This is a genomic window from Stenotrophomonas sp. P5_A9 (genome assembly GCF_056400525.1).
The window spans coordinates 56,868-77,413 of the sequence record NZ_JBFULC010000006.1 but is presented as its reverse complement, the minus strand read 5'-3'; the positions used below and the strand labels follow the sequence as shown (position 1 = coordinate 77,413).

General features: G+C 67.7%; 17 protein-coding genes. 4 read left to right on the top strand and 13 right to left on the bottom strand.

Annotation, left to right across the window (positions count from 1 at the left end; all coding sequences use genetic code 11):
• Positions 1–73: 73 nt before the first annotated feature.
• The gene (locus AC1DR7_RS03450; protein ID WP_256775142.1) at positions 74–616 is read right to left on the bottom strand and encodes a DUF6630 family protein; all 543 of its coding nucleotides are present in this window, start codon (positions 614–616) and stop codon (positions 74–76) included.
• Positions 617–753: 137 nt separating this feature from the next.
• Between AC1DR7_RS03450 and AC1DR7_RS03445 the strand changes: the two genes are divergently transcribed.
• Positions 754–1,005 carry a DUF3297 family protein gene (locus AC1DR7_RS03445; RefSeq protein ID WP_256775141.1) on the top strand — a complete coding sequence of 84 codons (252 nt, stop codon included), beginning with the start codon at positions 754–756 and terminating at the stop codon, positions 1,003–1,005.
• A 179-nt stretch (positions 1,006–1,184) separates the two neighbouring features.
• Here the strand turns inward: AC1DR7_RS03445 and AC1DR7_RS03440 are convergent, their stop codons facing one another.
• The 4 genes from AC1DR7_RS03440 to AC1DR7_RS03425 form a co-directional block, all read right to left on the bottom strand.
• Positions 1,185–2,828 carry a Na+/H+ antiporter gene (locus AC1DR7_RS03440; RefSeq protein WP_256775140.1) on the bottom strand — a complete coding sequence of 548 codons (1,644 nt, stop codon included), beginning with the start codon at positions 2,826–2,828 and terminating at the stop codon, positions 1,185–1,187.
• A 110-nt stretch (positions 2,829–2,938) separates the two neighbouring features.
• Complete coding sequence (locus tag AC1DR7_RS03435; protein WP_457317962.1) at positions 2,939–3,589, bottom strand: alpha/beta hydrolase; 651 nt, start codon at positions 3,587–3,589, stop codon at positions 2,939–2,941.
• Positions 3,586–4,383 (bottom strand): DODA-type extradiol aromatic ring-opening family dioxygenase, encoded by a 798-nt coding sequence (locus AC1DR7_RS03430; RefSeq protein ID WP_457317963.1) that lies wholly within the window; start codon positions 4,381–4,383, stop codon positions 3,586–3,588. Before AC1DR7_RS03430 ends, AC1DR7_RS03435 begins: the two co-directional genes overlap by 4 nt.
• Positions 4,384–4,420: 37 nt before the next feature.
• On the bottom strand, positions 4,421–4,831 hold the full coding sequence (locus tag AC1DR7_RS03425; protein ID WP_256775137.1) for a DoxX family protein: 411 nt from the start codon (positions 4,829–4,831) through the stop codon (positions 4,421–4,423).
• A gap of 96 nt (positions 4,832–4,927) precedes the next feature.
• Here AC1DR7_RS03425 and AC1DR7_RS03420 point away from each other — a divergent pair, with 96 nt between their 5' ends.
• Positions 4,928–5,809 (top strand): LysR family transcriptional regulator, encoded by an 882-nt coding sequence (locus AC1DR7_RS03420; RefSeq protein WP_457317964.1) that lies wholly within the window; start codon positions 4,928–4,930, stop codon positions 5,807–5,809.
• Between the two features lie 410 nt (positions 5,810–6,219).
• Here the strand turns inward: AC1DR7_RS03420 and AC1DR7_RS03415 are convergent, their stop codons facing one another.
• Entirely contained in the window at positions 6,220–9,171 is a 2,952-nt protein-coding gene (locus AC1DR7_RS03415; RefSeq protein WP_457317965.1) for a bifunctional diguanylate cyclase/phosphodiesterase, read from the bottom strand.
• Between the two features lie 295 nt (positions 9,172–9,466).
• Here AC1DR7_RS03415 and AC1DR7_RS03410 point away from each other — a divergent pair, with 295 nt between their 5' ends.
• Positions 9,467–11,590 carry a M13 family metallopeptidase gene (locus AC1DR7_RS03410; protein WP_478052598.1) on the top strand — a complete coding sequence of 708 codons (2,124 nt, stop codon included), beginning with the start codon at positions 9,467–9,469 and terminating at the stop codon, positions 11,588–11,590.
• A gap of 464 nt (positions 11,591–12,054) precedes the next feature.
• On the opposite strand, the gene AC1DR7_RS03405 is transcribed toward AC1DR7_RS03410, so the two are convergent.
• Positions 12,055–12,972, bottom strand: a complete 918-nt coding sequence (locus AC1DR7_RS03405; RefSeq protein WP_256775133.1) for an oxygenase MpaB family protein — start codon at positions 12,970–12,972, stop codon at positions 12,055–12,057.
• Positions 12,973–13,280: 308 nt separating this feature from the next.
• Between AC1DR7_RS03405 and AC1DR7_RS03400 the strand changes: the two genes are divergently transcribed.
• On the top strand, positions 13,281–13,895 hold the full coding sequence (locus AC1DR7_RS03400) for a hypothetical protein (RefSeq protein WP_256775132.1): 615 nt from the start codon (positions 13,281–13,283) through the stop codon (positions 13,893–13,895).
• A gap of 39 nt (positions 13,896–13,934) precedes the next feature.
• Here AC1DR7_RS03400 and AC1DR7_RS03395 read toward each other — a convergent pair whose 3' ends face one another.
• The 6 genes from AC1DR7_RS03395 to AC1DR7_RS03370 all read right to left on the bottom strand — a co-directional run bounded on the left by AC1DR7_RS03395 (position 13,935) and on the right by AC1DR7_RS03370 (position 20,491).
• Complete coding sequence (locus tag AC1DR7_RS03395; RefSeq protein WP_457318455.1) at positions 13,935–14,279, bottom strand: hypothetical protein; 345 nt, start codon at positions 14,277–14,279, stop codon at positions 13,935–13,937.
• 30 nt (positions 14,280–14,309) lie between these two features.
• Positions 14,310–15,083, bottom strand: coding sequence for a LytR/AlgR family response regulator transcription factor (locus tag AC1DR7_RS03390; RefSeq protein WP_256775130.1), 774 nt, complete (start codon positions 15,081–15,083; stop codon positions 14,310–14,312).
• Positions 15,073–16,332, bottom strand: a complete 1,260-nt coding sequence (locus AC1DR7_RS03385) for a histidine kinase (RefSeq protein ID WP_256775129.1) — start codon at positions 16,330–16,332, stop codon at positions 15,073–15,075. The genes AC1DR7_RS03390 and AC1DR7_RS03385 overlap by 11 nt, the downstream gene beginning before the upstream one ends.
• Positions 16,333–16,473: 141 nt before the next feature.
• On the bottom strand, positions 16,474–18,123 hold the full coding sequence (locus AC1DR7_RS03380) for a M28 family metallopeptidase (protein ID WP_457318453.1): 1,650 nt from the start codon (positions 18,121–18,123) through the stop codon (positions 16,474–16,476).
• 48 nt (positions 18,124–18,171) lie between these two features.
• Complete coding sequence (locus AC1DR7_RS03375) at positions 18,172–19,806, bottom strand: CsgG/HfaB family protein (protein WP_457318452.1); 1,635 nt, start codon at positions 19,804–19,806, stop codon at positions 18,172–18,174.
• A 16-nt stretch (positions 19,807–19,822) separates the two neighbouring features.
• Positions 19,823–20,491, bottom strand: coding sequence for a hypothetical protein (locus tag AC1DR7_RS03370; RefSeq protein ID WP_256775126.1), 669 nt, complete (start codon positions 20,489–20,491; stop codon positions 19,823–19,825).
• Between the last annotated feature and the right edge of the window lie 55 nt (positions 20,492–20,546).

The following is a 20,546-nucleotide window of genomic DNA, read 5'->3' as shown; positions in this document are numbered from 1 at the left end:
CGGCACATGCTGTCAGGGGGCTTTTACGCCGGATGCGAGGGGCAGCCGACCAACGGTCGGCTCTACCGGTCTCTCAGAACGGGTCGCTGCCCGGTCGCACTTCCACGCCCAACAACGAGCACAGCGCCAGCATCGCGTCGTCGTCGCGGCTGAGCGCCATCCAGCCGGCCAGGCCGTCGTTGCCGGTGTCCACGCTCCACAGCGAGTAGTTCTGCTCGCGGAGGCGGTCGTAGGCGGTGCCCATCAGCACCGAGGCGTCCACCTTGGCGGCGAAATCCTCGTCATCCAGGTCGCCGCCCCAGTCCAGCTGCAGGTTCCAGCGCGCGGACAGCTCGTTGACCGCCGACATCAGCGCATCGGCATCCTCACGGTCCACCTCGAACCCGGACTGCCAGGCGATGGCGGCCATCAGCGGCGGCAGCCAGTCGGCTTCTTCGTCGATCTCCTCGCCGGCTTCCAGCACCGCCTCGCGCCAGCGGTTGAACTGCTGCAGGCCCAGCTCTTCATCGCCCGGGTTGATCAGCACGAACAGGTTCCAGATCCGCGCCTCGAAATCGTCTTCGTCGAAATCGCGCTCTTCTTCTTCGAAGTCGAAATAATCGCTGTTGTCAGGCATGACCGGTATTCCTGTAGGCAGGCGGGCATTCTGCCGTGCAGTGGCGTTGGCAGGAAGCGAAATTCGGCCGCGGGGCCGCCGCGGTTTATCCTGTACGTCTGGAAGATGGCCGTGGTGGCCATTACGACGCACTGACCATGAGCGATACCCCTCCCGATCACCTGGCGATCAACCCGACCAGTCCCTTCCATGATGGCCCCGCGCTTGAGCGTGGCGTCGGCATCCGTTTCAACGATGTCGAGCGCGACAACGTCGAAGAATATTCGGTCAGCGAAGGCTGGATCCGCGTACAGGCCGGCAAGGCCCGCGACCGCCGTGGCAACCCGATGACCATCAAGATCAAGGGCACCGTGGTGGCGTATTACCTGGACCAGAAGCCGGACGCCTGATCCACCGCACGGGGGTAGAGCCACCCCATGGGTGGCTGCTTTCCGGGCCGGGCGCAGGCCAGACCTTCGGCGTTGCGACAGCCACCCATGGGGTGGCTCTACCCGTCGGTCGGGCGCAGGCCGACATCGGGCATTGCGACAGCCACCCATGGGGTGGCTCTACCCTCCGGATTTATGGTTTACCCGCGCTGGCGCGTTTCCAGCAGGTCCAGGTTGCGGATCAGGCGGCGCGAGACCTCATCGGAGATCGTGCCGCGCCGGGTCAGCCGGAACAGTTCCTCGCGCTCGGCGGTCAGCCCGGCGCCGCGCAGCTGGCGGTAGCCCTCTTCCATCCGCCGCACCTTTTCCGGGTCCGCATCGGGTCCGTCGTCCTTCTCCAGGTTGCGCTGGTACAGCAGGCTCACCCGCGAGGCGGCGTCGTTGTACAGCTGCACGTTCTCGGTGGTCTGGTTCTGCACCAGTTGCTGGCGCATGCGTTCCACCCCGGCCAAGGCCGCCTTGGACGCCAGTCGCCGTGCCAGGTCCTCGGCCTTGCGCTCGCCCGAATCGGCCGGCAGCTCCAGGCCCTTGAGCAGGCGCGGCAGCGCCACGCTGGCCGCCACCAGCGAGAACAGGATCACCGCCGCCGCCAGGAAGATCACCAGGTCGCGCGCGGGGAACGCGCTGCCATCGGGCAGGAACAACGGCAGGGTGAGCACGCCGGCCAGGGTGATCGCACCGCGCACGCCGGCCACCGAGGTCGCCACGACGATGCGCCACGAGGTGCCTTGCCGTACTTCGCCGCGATGGCGGGCACGCAGGACGCTCCAGCGCAGCGACACCCACACCCAGGCCAGGCGCAGCACGATCAGCGTCAGGTTGATCACCACCACGTACACCAGCAACCACCACGCGCTGTGGTGGCCGCTCTCGCTGACGGTGGTGATCGCGCGATCCACGATGCCCGGCAGCTGCTCGCCGAGCAGCACGAACATGATGCCGTTGAAGCTGAACTGCAGCATCCCCCACACCGCCGCGCGCTGCACGCGCATGCTGCCGGAGACGCGACCGGTCAGCTCGACGTAGCTCATGGTGATGCCGGCGGCCACCGCCGCCAGGATGCCCGAGGCATTGGCTTCTTCAGCCAGCAGGTAGGCCGCGAACGGAATCAGCAGGTTGACCAGCAACGCCGCGCCCGGCTCTTCACCGAAACGCCGCCACAGCCAGCGCTGGAACGTCGATACCCCCAGGGTCACCGCCACGCCGATCGCAAGGCCCGCCAGCGCCACCCACAGGAACGTCAGCGAGGCGGTCGCCAGCGAGAAGCTGCCGGTCATCACCGCGGCCACCGCGAAGCGGAAACAGACCAGGCCGGACGCATCGTTCAACAACGATTCGCCTTCCAGGATGTGCATCAGGCGCTTGGGAATCGGCGCGCGCGAAGCGATTGAGCCCACCGCCACCGGATCGGTCGGGGAAATGATCGCGGCCAGCGCGAAGGCCACCGCCAGCGGCATCACCGGGATCATCCAGTGGATCAGGAAGCCGGCGCCGACCACGGTGAACACCACCAGCCCGAGCGCCAGCTCCAGGATCACGCCCTTGTCGCGGAACAGGCCCTGCTTGGGAATACGCCAGCCATCGAGGAACAGCAGCGGCGGCAGGAACAGCAGGAAGAACATTTCCGGTTCCAGCGCGTGGCCACGATTGAACACCCCGGCGATCACCGCCCCCAGCCCGATCTGCACCAGTGGCAGTGGCAAGGACAACGGCAATACCCGGACCAGGTAGCCGCTGGCGACAACGGCCACCAGCATCGCCAGGACGACTTCAATGGTATGCATGTATTTTCCAGTGGACGGCGCGAGGGGGAGGCTGCGAGGCAGCCGGCGCCGGAAACTGCAAAAAAACTACCACACCCGTCCGCCGGAGCGAACGCCGACGCGGCCCAGGCTCAGTCGCTGGACAGCAGCTGACGCGCGCTCCAGGCAGTGACATCGGCCTGCATTGCCGGCGTCAGCGCGTGATCGGCCACGTAGCTGCGCAGTGCGTGCGCCACGCCCAGCGCCTGCAGACGCGCCGATGCAGCGGTAGCCAACGCGAACGGCAACGTGCTGTCATCGCGTCCGTGCAGGATCAGACCCTGCACGCCACGGCGGGCGATGTCGGCCGGGATGTGCGGTGCGATCTCCGGCAGGATGCGCCCGGACAGGATCGCAAACTGCCGCGCCACCTGCGGTGCGGTGAGCGCGATGCCTGCGCTCATGATCCCGCCCTGGCTGAAGCCGGCCACCAGCGTGTGCGCGGCATCGATGCCGAGCTGCGCCTGCTGGTCGCGCACGTACGCGATCAACAGACGACGGCTGGCCTCGGCCTGTGCGGGATCGATCACCGGCCCGTTCGCGCCGAACTGCACCGTGAACCAGCCAAAGGCATCCGCAGCGAACGCGAGCGGACCGCGTGGCAGCAGCACCTGCAAGCGCGGATCCAGCCCATGGGCCAGCGCCTGCAGTGATCGTTCATTGCCGCCCACGCCATGCAACAGCACCACCAGCCCCTGCGCCGGCCCCGTGGCCGCACGTACCACCGTATGCAGGCTGCTCACGCAGCCGCCTGGCCGTCGAAGCGGTAGATGTCCATCGCCAGGAAACCGGCATCGATACCGGCGTCGATGCGCTGCGCGCCCAGCACCTCGCCGCCGGCCGCGCCCATGGCCAAGTGCAGCGGCTGCAGGTGCTCGTCACTGGGGTGCGCCTGCACCGCATGCGGCGCGCGGGCGCGGTAATCCAGCAGCGCGGCACTGTCATTGGCCTGCAGGCGCTGCTCCACCCAGTCGATGAAGGGGCGCACGTACGGCGCTTCCTTGCCCTCGGCGTAGTTGCCCCAGTCGTGCAGGTTGTGGGTGATGCTGCCCGAACCGATCACCAGCACACCCTGCTCGCGCAGCGGTGCCAGCGCGCGGCCCAGTGCGTACTGGTGGGTCGGCCCCAGCAGCGGCTGGATCGCCAGCGGTACCACCGGGATGTCCGCCTGCGGGTACAGGAAGCGCAGCGGTACCCACGCGCCATGGTCCAGGCCCCGCCGTGGATCGATCGCGGCAGGCAGGCCGGCAGCATCCAGCCGTGCGGCGATCTCGGCCGCCAGCGCCGGATCGCCCGGCGCCGGGTACTGCAGGTCGAACAGCGCCTGCGGGAAACCGCCGAAGTCGTGGATCGTCGGTGGCTGCGCATGCCCGCCCACCGCCGGCTGGTGGGTGAGCCAGTGCGCCGAGGCCATCACGATCGCGCGCGGACGCGGCAACTGCTTGGCCAGCGTCGCCAGGCGCTTGCCGACCAGACCGGGGTTGAGCGCGGTCATCGGCGAACCGTGGGAGATGTACAGCGAGGGCAGACGGGACATCACAGACTCCAGGAGAAGAACATCGATGCAGCCGCGCTCAGCGCGACACCAGCGTCCACTTGCCATCGCCGATGCAGAACAGCACCAGCAGTGCGAACGCCCAGAACGCCGGGTATTCCCAGCCACCGCCGGCATTGGCGAAGCTGAAACCGTTGGCACCGTGCACGCTGACGATGGTGCCCAGCAGCAGCGGCACGCCTGCCAGCCCGACCCAGCGCGCGTAGATGCCGAGCAGCAGCGCGGCGGCCAGGGTGAGTTCCAGCGCGATGGTCAGGTAGCCGAGCGCACCGGGCAGGCCCAGCGAGGCGAAATAGGCGGCGGTGCCGGCCGGGGTGAACACCAGCAGCTTGGTCAGGCCGTGCACCAGGAACAGCGCACCCAGGCCCCAGCGCAGCAGGCTGGCGCCCAGCGGGGCAAGTGCGGAAACACGTACAGGGGACGGTTGCATGGGGGACCTCGCGGATTAGGATGGGCACAGGTTATTGCGCTCACTCACGGCGATAAATACGATCAGACGACGCTGTTTATTACGGGAAATGAAACAATGGACACTCTCGAGGCGATGCGTGTGTTCGTGGCCGTGGTCGAGCGCAATGGCTTCAGCGCGGCGGCCCAGGCGCTGGACCTGTCCACGGCAGGGGTGACGCGGCAGATCGCGGCGCTGGAGAAGCGACTGTCCACCCGTTTGCTCAACCGCACCACCCGCCGGGTCAGCCCGACCAGCACCGGTGCGGCCTATTACGCGCAATGCGTGCAGCTGCTGGCGCAGTTCGACGCGCTGGAGGCCGGGATCGGCGCGCAGGCGCTGGAGCCGTCCGGGCTGCTGCGGGTCAATGCGCCGGTGAGCTACGGCATCGCCCGGCTGGGCCCGCTGCTGGCCGGCTACCGCGCGCGCTACCCGCAGGTGCAGTTGGAGCTCTCCCTGTCCGACCGCCTGGTGGACATGGTCGAAGAAGGCTACGACGTGGCCCTGCGCATCACCCGCCAACCGAGCCCGGCGCTGATCGCGCGCAAGCTGGCCGACACCCAGATCACCCTGTGCGCGGCTCCGGCCTATCTGGACGCGCGCGGCCGTCCGCAGCAGCCCGAAGATCTGGCCGACCACCAGTGCCTGGGCTACAGCTACTGGGGCGGTGGCGACAGCTGGCCGTTGCGCGGGCCGCGCGGCGACGTTTCCGTGGCGGTGCGCGGCGGCCTGCGCGCGAACAATGGCGATGTCCTGCGCGAAGCGGCGCTGGCCGGGATGGGCATCATCCTGCAGCCGGATTTCCTGGTCGGCGACGCCCTGGCCGACGGCCGCCTTGAACGCCTGCTGCCGGACTGGGACGTCGCCCCGATCGGCATTTACGCGGTCTACACCAGCCGCAATCACCTTGCTCCGAAGGTACGCAGCTTCATTGATTACCTGGTGGAAGCGTTGGGCTGAGGGTGCGCGCTTGATTGCGCTGATCTTTGCGAACAGCAGCGCTTCTGTTTTCCGGAAGGAGGGGCCCGGGTAGGGCTCGACGGGACACGCCGTGAACCCATCCATGGGGGCTCGTACACGGCATCCATGCCGTGCACGGTCCCGTCGAGCCCTACCCGGCCCCCTCTGGACGGGTAGCTGCGTGCGGTTGGGCCAGCAAAGAGAAGCAACGCCGCAGCTATCGCTGTTGATCCTCCCTCCGCAGCGTGCAGCCCGCTGTGCAGAGGGCGTCGGGCAGCCCAGGMCGTGACCGTGCGCCGCATGGATGCGGCGAAACGAGCCCCCATGGATGGGTTCACGGCGTGTCACGTCCTGGGCTGCCCGACGCCCTCCCGCGACGCGGGGAAAGGCGCCGCTTTTCGCCGTCAGCGCTACAGCGCGTCGACGGTATCCAGCCGGGCGATCACCTCGGCCAGCGGCGACGGCCGTCCCAGCAGGTAGCCCTGCACCTGATCGCACCCATGGGCGGCCAACCACTGGTGCTGGCCCGGCGTCTCCACGCCCTCGGCGATCACCGTCAGCCCCATGCTGTGCCCCAGCGACAACAGCGCACGGCAGATCGACGCATTGCGCGGATTGGTTTCCACGTCCGCCACGAAACTGCGGTCGATCTTCAGGATGTCCAACGGCAGGTGCTGCAGATAGGACATGTTCGAATAGCCTGTGCCGAAATCATCCAGTGAAATGCAGATCCCCTGCTCATGCAGCCGCTGCATCGTCTGCTTGGCCTGGGCCGGCTTGCGCATCAGGCTGCTCTCGGTCAGCTCCACCTGCAGCGCCCCGCGCTCCAGCCCGAACTCCTGGCTGGCGCGCGCGAACTCGGCCACCAGATCGCTGTTGAAGAACTGCACCGCCGATACATTCACCGCGATCGGCAACGGCTTGCCCGCATCGGCCAACTGCCGCTGCGCCGCCGCCGCCGCCCGGATCACCCAGCGTCCCAGCGCCAGGATCAGCCCGGTGTCCTCGCACAGCTGGATGAACTCGCCCGGCGGAATGAAACTGCCGTCGGCCTGCGGCCAGCGAAGCAAGGCCTCCAGCGCGGCCGGCGTGCCATCGCTGGCATGGCAGATCGGCTGGAAATACAGCTGGAACTCGGTGTCGATGGCGCTGTGGATGCGACCGGCCAGGCGCAGCCGCTCGGCCAGGCGCGAGGTCACCGTGTTGTCGAACCACGCAATCACGCTGCCCTCGTCGCGCGCGGCATGCGCGGCCTGCGCCGCCATCCCGATCACCTGTTCGGCCGGCACGTTGTCGCCATCGAACTTCACCGCCACACCGATACGCGGCTCGAACTGATGCAACCAATCCTGCCCGCGCACCGGCTCGGACACGGTCTGCACCAGCGTATCCAGCGCGGTCTGGCGCTCGTGGTCGTCGCGGATGGCGAAGATGAAGTCCTCCGCCGGCTGGAATGCCAGCAGACCGTAGCGCGTGCCCAGCCCGCCCAGGCGTTTGGCCATGGCCTGCAGTACCACCTCGCCCACCTCGCGGCCGAGCGTATCGGCGACCAGCTGCAGGCCACGGAACTGCACGTAGGCGATCGTGTAGCTACCGCCCTCCTCGTCCAGCTGCGCGGCCAGCGCGCGGGTGTTGAGCAGGCCCGTGGCCGGGTTGTGGGTGGCGTGGTAGGCCAGGTCGCGCTCGTAGGCCAGCCGCTCGCTGATGTCCTCGGCCAGCACCAGGCAGGCCTGGCGGCCATCGAAATCCAGCCGCGACAGGTGCGCGCGCACTTCGAACAGCGTGCCGTCCTTGCGCCGGTGCATGCGTATCTGGGCGTCCTGCGGGTCGCCCAGCGTGGCCCGCGAAATCGCGCCACGGATCTCATCCCAGCCTTCGCGCGGGCGGATGTCGAGGATGCTCATCGACAGGAATTCATCGCGGCTGTAGCCGTACTGCTGCACCGCCGCTTCGTTGACTTCCATGAAGCGCAGCGTGTCCGGGTCGAACACCCAGAACGGCGCCGGGTTGCGGTCGAACAGCAGGCGGAACTGGCGCTCGGCCTGCTGCACCCGCGCCAGCGCCTGCACCCGCTCGCTGACATCGGTCAGCGCGCCGATCATGCGCCGTTGCCGGTCCACCACCGCCACCCGCTGGCCGCGCGCCGACACCCAGCGCGTGGCGCCACCGGGCAACACCACCCGGAACATTTCATCGAGCACGCCATTGCCGGCGAAGGCCGCATCGAAGGCCTGCTGCATGCGCTCGGCATCCTCGCGGTGCACCCGCGCGAAGAAGGCCGCCACCGGCAGGCTCTCGATATCGATGCCGAAGATCTCGCGCGCCAACGACGACCAACGCAGCAGCGAGGCATCTTCATCGACATACCAGGTGCAGACCTTGCCGACCTGATGGGCCATCAGCAGTTCGGCATGGCCGGTGCGCAGTTCCTCGGTCAGCGCGTCCTGGCTGCGGGTGGCGCGGCGCAGGCTGACATACACCAGCGCGAACATGCCCCAATACAGCAGGTACAGCGCCACCGAGGCCTCCACGTAGGGCCACCACGGCGCGAGCACGTCATCGCGCCCCAGCCCGGCATACACCGCGATCGGGTACTGGCCCAGCGTGGTCAGCGTGGAAATGCGCTCGATGTTGTCGATGCTGCTGGTCTCGATGCCCAGCGGAGTGACCGCATCGCGGCGCAGCATCTCGCGCCTGCCCAGGCTGAAGCGCTGCCCGGTCAGCCCCACGGCGTCCGGACTGCGCGCCAGCACGTAGCCCTGCGCGTCGGTGATCGAGATGACGCCGTGCTCGCCGGTATCCAGCCCGCCGATGATCGACTGCAGCTCGCTGGTGTGCAGCCGGCTCAACAGCCAGCGGTCATCGCCCATGCGCAGTGCCAGCGGCAACACCCAACGCTGTGCGTTGCGCTGCTGCGGCGGGCCCATGTACAGGCGGCTCTCGCTGCCGCGATTGGCGTCGGTGGCCCACAGCGGCAGGTACAGGTCGCCACTGCCGCTGGTCAGTGCGCGTCCGTACTGGTCCACCACCACGATGCTGTCCAGTTCGGCGTGGCGCTGCAGCACGCCGCTGATCGCATCATCAAGCAGGTCAGGCGCCTGCGCCGGCACCCGCTCGAACAGCAGCGCGCCGTCCTCGGCGATGCCCAGCATGGCCCGTTCCAGATTGCGCAGTTCCAACCGAAGCAGGCGCTGCGAACCGGCGGCGAGCGCCGAGCTCTGGCGCTGCGCAGCTTCCTGGCGGCGCTGGTAATCGTTGCCCAGCATCGCCGTCAGGCCCACGGCGAGCAGCACGCCCAGGCCGACGCCCAGCCACACGATCGTGCGCAGTGGACGCGCCAATGCGTGGTTCAACGCGGGCATCGACGACCTCTCCCGCAGCGATGGGCTGACTTCATGCGTAACGCTTCCTGGTTTCCCCAAACCTGAGCGGCCGAAGCCTGGGAATCTTGACCGCTCCGTTAAGCGGTCCGACGCCTTGACTCRCAGCATGCACCAGCGCGTGCGGCACGGGAAGGCCCGGATGTGCCGGATCGGGCCGTTCACGTTGACAAAGCCAAGGCGCGCCCCAACCGCCGGATGCAACGGCCGGGGCCGGCGCGACCAGCCCGGGCCGGGGAGATTAGACTTGGGGTTTCCTCCGTTGCCTGAGACGTCCATGCCCACGCTGCGCCGCCCCACCCTGATGCTCGCCATTGCCGCCAGCCTGTCGCTGGGCCTGAGCGCCTGCGACCGCGACGCGGCCGCCCCTGCCGCCACCACGCCGGACACCGCCGCCACCGCCGCACCGGCCGCGCCAAAGCCGCAGCTGGGCAGCTTCGGCTTCGATGCCGCCGGCATGGACCGCAGCGTCGCCGCCGGCGATGACTTCTTCGGCTTCGCCAACGGCACCTGGGTGAAGAACACCGAGATTCCCGCCGACCGCTCCAGCTACGGCAGCTTCAATGTCATCTCCGAGAAAACCCTGGCCGATACCCGCGCCATCCTCGAAGGGGCCGCTGCCGATACCAAGGCCAGCGGCGAGACCAAGCTGATCGGCGACTACTACGCCGCGTTCATGGATGAGGCCGGCATCGAATCGCGCGGCGTGGCGGCGGTGAAGCCGGAGTTGGACGCGATCGGCGGCATCGCCGACAAGGCCGCGCTGGCCACCACCTTGGGCGGCACCCTGCGCGCCGACGTGGACCTGCTGAATGCGACCAACTTCTACACCGACCGCCTGTTCGGGGTGTGGGTGTCGGTGGACCTGCTGCAGCCGGACCGCAACGCGCCCTACCTGGTGCAGGGCGGCCTGGGCCTGCCGGACCGCGATTTCTACCTGCAGGGTGGCCGCATGGCCGAGCTGCGCAAGCAGTACCAGGCCTATATCGCGCAGATGCTGCAGCTGGCCGGCGTCGCCGATCCGGCGGCCAAGGCGCAGCGCATCCTGGCGCTGGAGACCAAAATCGCCCAGGCCCATGCCACCCAGGAAGACACCAACGACGTGGCCAAGGGCGCCAACGCCTGGAAGCAGGCCGACCTGAGCGCGAAGGCGCCGGGCATGGACTGGCCGGCCTTCCTGGCCGGGGCCAAGCTGGATGCGCAGCAGGACTTCATCGTGTGGCAGCCCAAGGCCGTGGCCGGCATTTCGCGCCTGGTGGCCACCGAGCCGCTGGACGTGTGGAAGGACTACCTGGCGTTCCACGCGCTGGACCGCGCCGCGCCGTACCTGCCCAAGGCCTTCGCCGACGCGCGCTTCGCCTTCCACGGCACCACCCTCAACGGCACGCCGCAGCAGAGCGAGCGCTGGAAGCGTGCGGTGGACGACAGCAACCACGCCGTCGGCGAGGCGATCGGCAAACTGTACGTGGAGCGTCACTTCGACCCGGCCACCAAGGCACGTGCCGATGAAATGGCCAAGAACATCATCGCCGCGTTCGCCAAGCGCATCGATGCGCTGGACTGGATGTCGCCGCAGACCAAGGCGCACGCCAAGGCCAAGGTGGCCGGGCTGACCGTCGGCATGGGCTACCCGGACACGTGGCGCGACTACACCGGCCTTGAAATCAAGCGCGACGACGCGCTGGGCAATGCGGCGCGCGCCGAGCAGTTCGAATACCAGCGCAACATCGCCAAGCTCGGCAAGCCGGTGGACCACAGCGAGTGGGCGATGCTGCCGCAGACGATCAACGCGATGAACGTGCCGCTGGAGAACCGGCTGGTGTTCCCGGCCGCGATCCTGCAGCCGCCGTTCTTCGACGGTGCGGCCGATGATGCGGTCAACTACGGTGCGATCGGTGCGGTGATCGGCCACGAGATCAGCCACGGGTTCGACAATGCCGGTGCGCTGTTCGATGAGACCGGCAAGCTGCACAACTGGTGGACGCCGGACGATCTGAAGAAGTTCAACGCGGCCGGCGATGCGCTGGCGGCGCAGTTCAGCAGCTACCAGCCGTTCCCGGGCGTGTCGGTGAACGGGCGTCTGACGCTGGGCGAGAACATCGCCGACGTAGCCGGTCTGGCCACGGCCTACGATGCGTACCAGTTGTCGCTGCAGGGCAAGCCGGGGCAGACGCTGGAAGGCTTCACGCCCGATCAGCGCTTCTTCCTGGGCTTCGCGCAGGCCTGGCGCAGCAAGGCGCGCGAGCAGGCGTTGCGCAATTCGCTGCTGACCAACGTGCATGCACCGGGCCAGTTCCGCGCGCTGACGGTGCGCAACCTGGACGCGTGGTACCCGGCCTTCGAGGTGAAGGAAGGCCAGAAGCTGTACCTGGCGCCGGACAAGCGGGTCAAAGTGTGGTGATGGGTTTTATCGCGTTGCGATGAAATGCAGAAAAACGGGCGCTTCGGCGCCCGTTTTTTTGTCTCCCTGCTGCTGCTTTATGCGTTGAAGAGCAGAAGCCAGATCAATAGCAGAGGGTGTGCGCTTCTACTGGCTTGGGCGGGTACGGGCGGGAGTGTGCCGTTGCGCACCGAAACAGCCGAGGGAAAATCGCCGCGCAGGCCCGCATCGGACCGTGATTCTTGAACTGCGCCGCTTCGCTTCTGTGCCCCGCGCTTCTTTGCTCTGTGCCCTTCGCTTTGTGCCTTCAAGTCTTGCCCATGGCCACCAGCCAACTGTCGAGGGTGGGGGTGTGTGGGTTCGCGGGACCCTCAAGCCGCATGGATGCGGCTTGGGAGCCTACACGGACGTACTTGCGGCGTGTCCCGCGAACCCACACACCCCCGCCCCGCCCGCTGGCGCGCAGACAAGAAGGCTCTTATGCATCACCCCCACTCACCCAACACACTCCCCGGCACGCCCATCCGCGTACAGGCACGTGTCGCCAACCCATCCTGCAACGCACGCCGGAACAACGGCGCCATCGCACGCAGCACCCGCCCCGAGGTACGGGACTGTGCGCGCTGCACCGCCGTGCGCTCCAGCATCGCCTCGGCCCAGCCCGGCAACAGCGCCGCCCCCGCGCCGAGGAACAGCTCGCGCGACAGCCCCGCCATCGGCACCGGAAGACGAATGCCCGACAACACCGCCAGCACCTCGCGCGAGCGCGCATCGAAACGCAACTGCGGCAACTGCCGGGCGAAATACGCGTCCACCTCCGCTTCCGTAGCCGGCACCTCCGTGGCGCCCAACGCCTCGGCCACCCGCTTGTACTCGCCGTAATACTGGTCGGCGATCGCCACCGGCACCTCACGGCAATAGCGGCGACAGCCCTGCAGGAAGCCGTAGGCCTCGGTCACATGCACCCAGGTCAGCAGCGCCGGATCGTCGGCGGAATACACGCGACCGTCGGGCGTCTGCCCGCGTACTTGCGCATGAATACGCTTCACCTTGGCCACCAGCGCCTCCACCTCGCCGGACGGCGCATAGCTGGTGCCAGCCACGAACGCCGTGGTCCGGCGCAACCGCCCGACCAGATCGTCGCGGAAGTTGGAATGGTCATACACCCCGGCCAGCGCCAGCGGATGCAACGTCTGCAGCATCAACGCGCACAGCCCCCCGGCCAGCATCCCCGGAAACTCCGAATGCACCCGCCAGGTCACGCTGTGCGGCCCGAACCAGCCCGGATCGCCCAGCGGCTGGTCGTAGTCGATCCCGCTCTGGCCGCGCGGGAAGGCCCCCAGTACCCAACGCCGGATGGGCGCGGTGACGGGGCGGGAAAGACGTTGCAGCAGTGGCGGCATCACAGATCCAAAGGGGGCGGAGACGACCGCAGGCTGCGCGGTCCGCCCTGATTCTGGCCGATCACGCAGCCCCCAGCGAGCCTGGCGGCTCAGCCCCCGTTTCATGTGCAACCGCAGCACGAAAATGCGTGCGACATCTTGTCGCAGGCCACGCGCGCAATGGTGCGCTGCACCACCGTCTGCCCATTCAGAAAAAGCCCTCCTCCGGCTTCGCACCGCACCCATTGCACGGTCCGCTGGAAGTGCTAGAACTGAATCCGCCTCACGTTTACCCAATGCGCTGTCGCACGTTCCAGAAGGAGCACGTCATGATCGCTTTGTTCAAGGGTTTGGGTTTGCTGTTGCAGGACAACGAGCTGTACAACAGCCCGTTCGAAAAACAGGTCGCGCATTGGCGTAACAAGAGCGAGCAGCAGATCCGCGAGGAAGTGGAGGTGCTGGCCAAGGCCAAGGGCCAGTGGCTGATGGCCTCCATCGTGGGCTGGCAGGCCTCCTCGCTGCTGATCCTCGGCCTGATCAGCAACTACCTGTGGCGCGACGACTTCCATATCACCTTCACCCGCGTGGTGATCGTGTTCGGGTCGTGGATCTCGATCCTGTTCGTGATCTGGTTCATGGCCAACATGTTCGACCATACCGCCGGCTTCGAGCGCTGGATGAAGGCCTTCAACAGCCGCGCGCGGATCACCTCCGACGCCGACACCGTGGAATGCGTGGCCGAGGCGCTGGACATGGCCCAGCTGTATCCGGAAGTGCTCGACTACAAGCAGGCCGTTACCGCCCGCCGCGAGCTGCGCCATGAAGACATCCGCATCATGCGCGAGATCGGCCGGATGAAGCAGCATTCGGAACTGGTCGGCCAGCTCAACCATGTGGGTGAGCAGGACCACCGCGGCAACCTGCACCTGCAACCGGCCTTCTAGCCGTCCCGGAATCCGGGGGGAGCCACGATGCCACCGTGATCACTCACGGTGGCATTGTTCTTTGGGCTGCCCGCTGACGCACAGGCTGAATCCCTTGGGCAGATCGGGCACCCGTTCGGTCTTGCCGACCGCCACCGACAGGCGCCGCAAGGGCGCCTGTGTGCAGGCCGCATCGGTCTTGCAGCCCGGGGCCAGCACCAGGTAGTGGCACTGGCCACTGCTGCTGGCGATGCACTCGAACTGTGCCACCCCGTCCACCACCGTGCTCTTGCTGTAGAGCACATCTACGCCATTGGCACGCACGCGGGTGACCGAGGTGTTGTTGGATTGTGCGCAGCCGGCGATGGCCAGCACGGCGGTGCACAGGATAAGTACGTGGCGCATGGTCGCTCCAGGCTGGGGTGGACGGGTGGCTTACATGCCGCGGAACAGGCTCATGAACGGTTGGCTGACACTGAGCAGCTCGGCGCGGTGTTTCAGGCGCAGTTGGCCGCGCCCGCTCTCATCGCGACTCACCGCCGCCACCGCTTTCATGTTGACGATGGTGGAACGATGCACCTGGCGGAAACGCTGCGGGTCCAGCACGTCCAGCAACTCGCGCAGCGGCGTGCGCAGCAGGCTTTCGCCCTGCTCGGTGACCACCGTGGTGTACTTGCTGTCGGCACGGAAGTACAGCACGTCCTCCAGCATGATCAGCTGCGTATCGCGGCCGTTGCTGGCGGTGATCCAGGCCAGCGGCGGCGTGCTTGGCGCGCTGGCGCCGCTGTGGCCCAGCCGCTGCAGCAGTTGCTCGAGCATCGCGCTGTCGGGCCGGCCCTGCTGCATGCGCGCCAGGATGCGCTCGCGGGTGGCGAGCAGGCGCTCGTCGCTGACCGGCTTGAGCAGGTAGTCCATCGCACCCTGCTCGAAGGCATCGATGGCGTACTGGTCGTAGGCGGTGACGAACACCACCTGCGTGCGCGGGCTGATGTCCGGCAACGCGCGGGCCACGTCGATGCCGGTGATGCCGGGCATGCGGATGTCCAGGAAGGCCAGGTCCGGCTTGAGCTCGGCCAGCTTCTCCAGCGCGCAGGCACCGTCTTCGCATTCGGCCACCAGCCGCAGTTCCGGCCACAACCGCTGCAGCTGGGCCACGAGCGACTGGCGCAGCAGGTCTTCGTCTTCGGCGATGAGGGCATCAAGCTGCATGGATCGCCTCGCGCGCATCACGCGGCAGGGTAATGGTGGCGGCCACGCCGCTGGGGAAGTTGGACACAATGGCCACGCCGGCGCGTTCGCCGCAGGTCAGCCGCAGCCGTTCGCGCAGGTTCTTCAAGCCGATGCCGGTGCCGCTGCTGCCGTGCCCGAAGCCCAGCCCGTCGTCGGCCACGGTCAGGGTCACGTGGTCGTCGAAGGGGCGCGCGATGATCCAGACCGTGCCACCGCCGGGCTTGGGTTCCAGGCCGTGCTTGATCGCGTTTTCCACCAGGGTCTGCAGCGCCATCGACGGCAGCGGCAGGTCCAGCAGTGCCGGCGCCACATCGACCTGCAACGCCAGTCGGGCACCCATGCGGATCTTGAGGATTTCCAGGTAGGCCTGGGCACGCTCCAGCTCCACGCGCAGGGTGGACATCGATTCGTCCACACTCGGCAGCGAGCTGCGCAGGTACTGGATGAGATGGCCCAGCATCTGGTCGGCACGCGGGGGATCGGTGCGGGTGAGCACCTGCGCGTTGGCCAGCGTGTTGTAGAGGAAGTGCGGCTCGACCTGGGCATGCAGCAGGTTGAGCTTGGCCACCGACAGTTCCTTTTCGGTGGAGGTCTGCTCGGCCGCGGCCTGCTCGTCACGGCGCTGCTCGGACACGCGGCGGGTGATGGCGCGGCTGACCGCTTCGGCGTTCTCGTAGTTGCTGCCTTCGTCCACCGCCAGCAGGTCGGCCCAGACCCCGGCATCGGGTTCGAACAGCAGGGTGACGCTGCTGGTGCCCTGCCCCGGGGTGACCGTGGCCAGCACGCTGTTGCGGCGGATCGCCAGCCGTGCCGGCAGGTTCCAGCGCGACGGCGGGCGGCCGTTGTAGGGATCAACACGACGTACGTACGCGCGCACCTGCAGGCTGCCGGCGGCGCTTTCGATGTCTTCCACCCGCGGTAGTTCGGCGATGGCCTTTTCCAGCAGCGCGAAGGCCGGGCCCGCATCCATCGGCAGTTCGATCTGGCGGCGTTGGCGGCTGGACAGGGTCGTCCCGTCCAGGTGCCCGGCCACCAGCCAGACCCGGCGGAGGTGGGTGATGCAGCTGCCGATCGCGGTGACCATCAGGAACATCGCCAGCAGGCCGAAGACCCAGCCGGGTCCGTCGTCCATGCCGCTGAAGATGCCACTCCACACGAAACCGGCCACGACGATCGCGGCGGCCCAGGCCAACAGGATGCGGAGAATCAGAGCGAGGCTGGGGAGCACGGCGGCGTCTTCACATAGGGTGTGAGGCGAGCATAGCCCTGCCACCGCCGGGAACAAGCGGCATGCGACGAAGGCGGGAAATGAGGGGATGAAGCCGGGCAAGCGGCGTCCCCACCGGCGATGCCGGTGGGGAGGGTCGGCTTATTTCCGCTCGGCGGCGCTGGCATCGCGCGGCGCACGGAACTGGGAATCGTCGCTCCAGTTCGGCCAGGCCCGCGAATTGGCCAGCTGGTTGCCCAGGGTGTACAGCACTTCCAGGTCGCGCGAGGCGCCGGCGAAGGTCCAGTCCGGCTGCCACTCATCGCCCTGCTGGTGGTAGCGCTTGGCGGTGTAGTCGTCCGAGGCGGCCTTGCCTGCGGCCACGCCGCCGTCCACCCAGTCCTGGCCGGCCGAGTAGGACACGGCCGGCACGCCGCGCTTGGCGAAGGGGAAGTGGTCGGAGCGGAAGAACAGGCCCGCTTCCGGCTTCGGGTCCGGGGTGTAGCGGATGTCCCAGCCCTTGGCCACGTCCTTGAGCTGGTCCAGCAGTTCCAGCTTGGCCGAGCCGTAGATGCCGAAATCACGCGAGGGCCCGAACGGCGCCATGCCGTCCATGTTGATCACCGCCACCGTCTTGCTCAGCGGGTACAGCGGATGGCTGGCGTAATACTCCGAGCCGAGCAGGCCCTTCTCCTCGGCGGTGACCGCCAGGAACAGCACCGAACGCTCCGGGCGCTTGCCCTTGGCAAAGCCGCGCGCCAGTTCGACCAGCGAGGCGGTGCCGCTGGCGTTGTCCAGCGCGCCGTTGAAGATGGTGTCGCCGTTGGCGTCGGGCTTGCCCACGCCGATGTGATCCCAGTGCGCGCTGTATACGACGGTCTCGTCCGGATGCCTGCTGCCTTCCAGGCGTGCGGCCACGTTGTGCGAGGTGATCACCTCGGACTTGACCGCGTACTTGGCCGAGAAGGTTTCGCCCTTCAGTTCCACCGGCTTGAAGTCGCGGGTCTGCGCCTGCTGCTTGAGCGTCTCGAAATCCAGGCCCGCGCGCTTGAACAGCTCCACGGCCAGGTCGCGCTGGATCCAGCCTTCCAGCAGCGGATGCGCCTCGGCCGGGTTGTCGCGGACCACGTCGAACATGGTGTTGGTGTTGGAACCGGCCACGGTGGCCCAGCCATAGGAGGCCGGTGCGGTTTCGTGCACGATCAGCACGCCGAGTGCGCCCTGGCGCGCGCCTTCTTCGTACTTGTAGGTCCAGCGACCGTAGTAGGTCATGCCCTTGCCGTCGAAGTCGCCCTGGCCGCTTTCGAAGTCCGGGTCGTTGATCAGCACCACGGCGATCTTGCCCTTCAGGTCCACGCCCTTGAAGTCGTCCCAGTGGCGCTCCGGTGCGTTGACGCCGTAGCCGAGGAAGACCAGCGGCGCATTCTTGATATCTACTTCGGAGGCACCGTTCATGGCGGCGCGCACGGCGATTTCCTTGCCCTGGCTGAGCACCTGCGGCTTGCCCTTGCCGGCCAGCGACAGGCTCGGCGTGCCGACGATATCGCCCTTGCGCAGCGGCACGGCCTGGGTCCACAGACGCTTGCCGTCCTTGAGGTCGCCGCCCGGCTGCAGGCCGGCCGCCGCGAACTGCCGGCTCAGGTAGGCAACGGTTTTCTCTTCACCGGCGGTGGCCGGCGAACGCCCTTCGTAGGCGTCCGAGGCCAGTTCCTTGACGTCGGCGGAGATCCGCGCGCCGTCGAACTTCGGCGTTGCCGCCATCAGCGCGCTGGACACCGACAGCGCCAGCACGCTCAGTACTACTCGTTTCATCGCTCTCTCCACAACGGGACCACGTAGATCCCGAGTGTAGGCGATGCGTTACCAGTTGGGATCTTCTGCCGGTGCCGCCGGCTTGGGGGCCGCCGAACGTTTCGCGGCCGGCTTGGTCGCCCCACCGGACGAGGCGGTCGCCGCAGCCTTCACCGGGGCCGCCTTCTGGCGCAGCTCGATCGCGCCAGGCTTGAAGGTCGCACCGCCCAGATCGGCGCCCCCTTCAATGGTGCCGTAGGAGGTCTGCGAGGCCACGCGGTCGATACGCACGGTGCAGCACGGCGTCTCGGTGCGGCCCAGCGAACGGCCGGTCTGCGGGTCCTTCAACGCCTCGCCCAGCATCACCGCCTGCCAGCGCTGGCCAACCTGCAGCGAATCGCCGCCCTGGCTGAGCACCACCTGGTCACCGCTCATCGACACCACCGACACCGGGAAGATCTCGGTGATGATCGCGCTGCCGATCTGGCCGGACAGCGAATCCATCATCGCCGCCGCCATGCCCTTGCCATCTACCACACGCGGCAGCGTGCTCGGGCCGGTCGAGGCCAGCTGGTGGTCGAAGCTGTCGGACATCACCACCTCGCCGGTGGCCGCGTTGATCAGCCGCAGGGTGATGCGACCGCCACCGGAATACGAGCTGACCTGGCGATCGGACATGCGCAGCTGGCGCACGCTGCGCGGGTACTCGAAGCGCTCGATGCTCGGGATGAGGATCAGATCGGTGGCCAGTTGCTGGCCCAGCCGCGCGGTGTCCTGCAGGCGCACGTTGCCGCTGTTGATGTGGTCGATCTCGGCCTGCATCTCGGCGCCGAACTCGCGATCGAGCACGATGAAACGCTTGGTCTGGGTCAGGGTGTCGTTGAGGCGCGCACGGATCGCGCGGGCTACTTCGTCGCTGCTGACGCGGCCGTCGCCGACCGCGTAGGTACCGGCGCGCACATGCGGCTCGGCCACCACGATCTTCGGCCTGCCCTGTTCGTCCGGGGCGCGGTACTTGGCGATATCCGCCTTGATCCGCACCTTCCAGTAACTGCGCAGCGTGCGACGGTTGAGGTCGGACTCGAACGACTGTGCGCCGCGCTTGGCCTCTACCTGGGCCTGTTCCTTGTAGCTTTCCTTGATGCTGGCCGAGGCCGAACCGCCGCCACCACTGGCGTCGGCACTGGCCTGGCCTGAACCGCTGGCCGAGGCCGAGGCGGAGTAGGTGAAGCCGGCATCGCTGGCACGCACGCGCGCCACCACTTCTTCATCCAGCTGGGTGACTTCTTCCTGCGAGAGGATTTCATATCCCAGCACCGCCCCCTGCGAGGCGGCGATCATCTGCTGGGAAAACGCGTCGGCGCGGATATCGCCGACGTGTTCGCCGTCCACGTCCACATGCAGTCCGGCACGAATGCCCTGCATCTGGCTGGCCACGCGCACGCCATTGACCTGTGCCACCGCCGACTGCAGCGCAGCCAGCACCGCCAGTTCCGGCGTGCTGCCGATACCGTCGGCTTCGCGCGCCACCTGGGTGGTGCCGCCGAAGTCCGGCGCGCCGCGCAGCGGCTGTTCTTCGGCCGGCTGGGCCAGCTTGGTTTCAGGCTTGGCCGGGACCGGCGCCACCGCCTCCTCCTGCTTGCCGCAGGCGGCAAGCAGGGTGGCGGTCAGGGCCAGGCTCAACAGTCGGAGAGAGGTCTGCATGCGTGGCCGTCCTGGATCAGTTCAGGCCGTCGAGCATGGCGTCGGCGTTGCTCGGCAGCTTGATCTTGCTGGCACGGGCAAAGGTCATCGCCGCCTTGGACGAGGAATACAGGCCCTTCAGGTAGCCCGGCGATTCCTTGGCCACCCATGCACCGGCGGCCAGCTTGCGGCCCACGGTGGCCAGCTGGGTGGCACCGAGGTTCTTCATGCCGCTGGCGAAGTTGTTGGCTTCACCGCTCAGCTTCTGGCCTTCGGCAGCGGAGGCCACCAGCGACACCAGGCCGTCGGCGTAATGCTTCTTCGACTCGGCGTTGAGTTCCGGCTGGGCAGCAACGCGCTCGTCGATGGCGGCCTGGGCCTTTTCGCTGACCGAGACCGACTTCTTCATCTGCTCCACGTTGACCGACCCGGACGACAGCGCCTGGCGCTCGGCTTCCAGCAGCTGCACCTGCTCGGCCAGGCCGAAGGCCTTGGCGAAGGAGGTCTGGGCCTGCAGCGAATGCGACTGCGAGCTGACGAAACGACGCACCAGCGCTTCCTGCGCGGCTTCGTCCGGGGCACCGGCGCTGCTGGACGCGGCGCTGTCGCCGCCGCCGACCAGGCCCTTGAGCTTGCCGAGCTGGGCGTGTGCCGGTGCGGCGAAGGTGGTGGCGATGGCCAGTGCGATAAGGGTCTTGCGGATCATGGTGTAGTCCTTGTTTGACGACGGTAGCTGCCGGCCGCTGGCCGGCAGAAGAGAC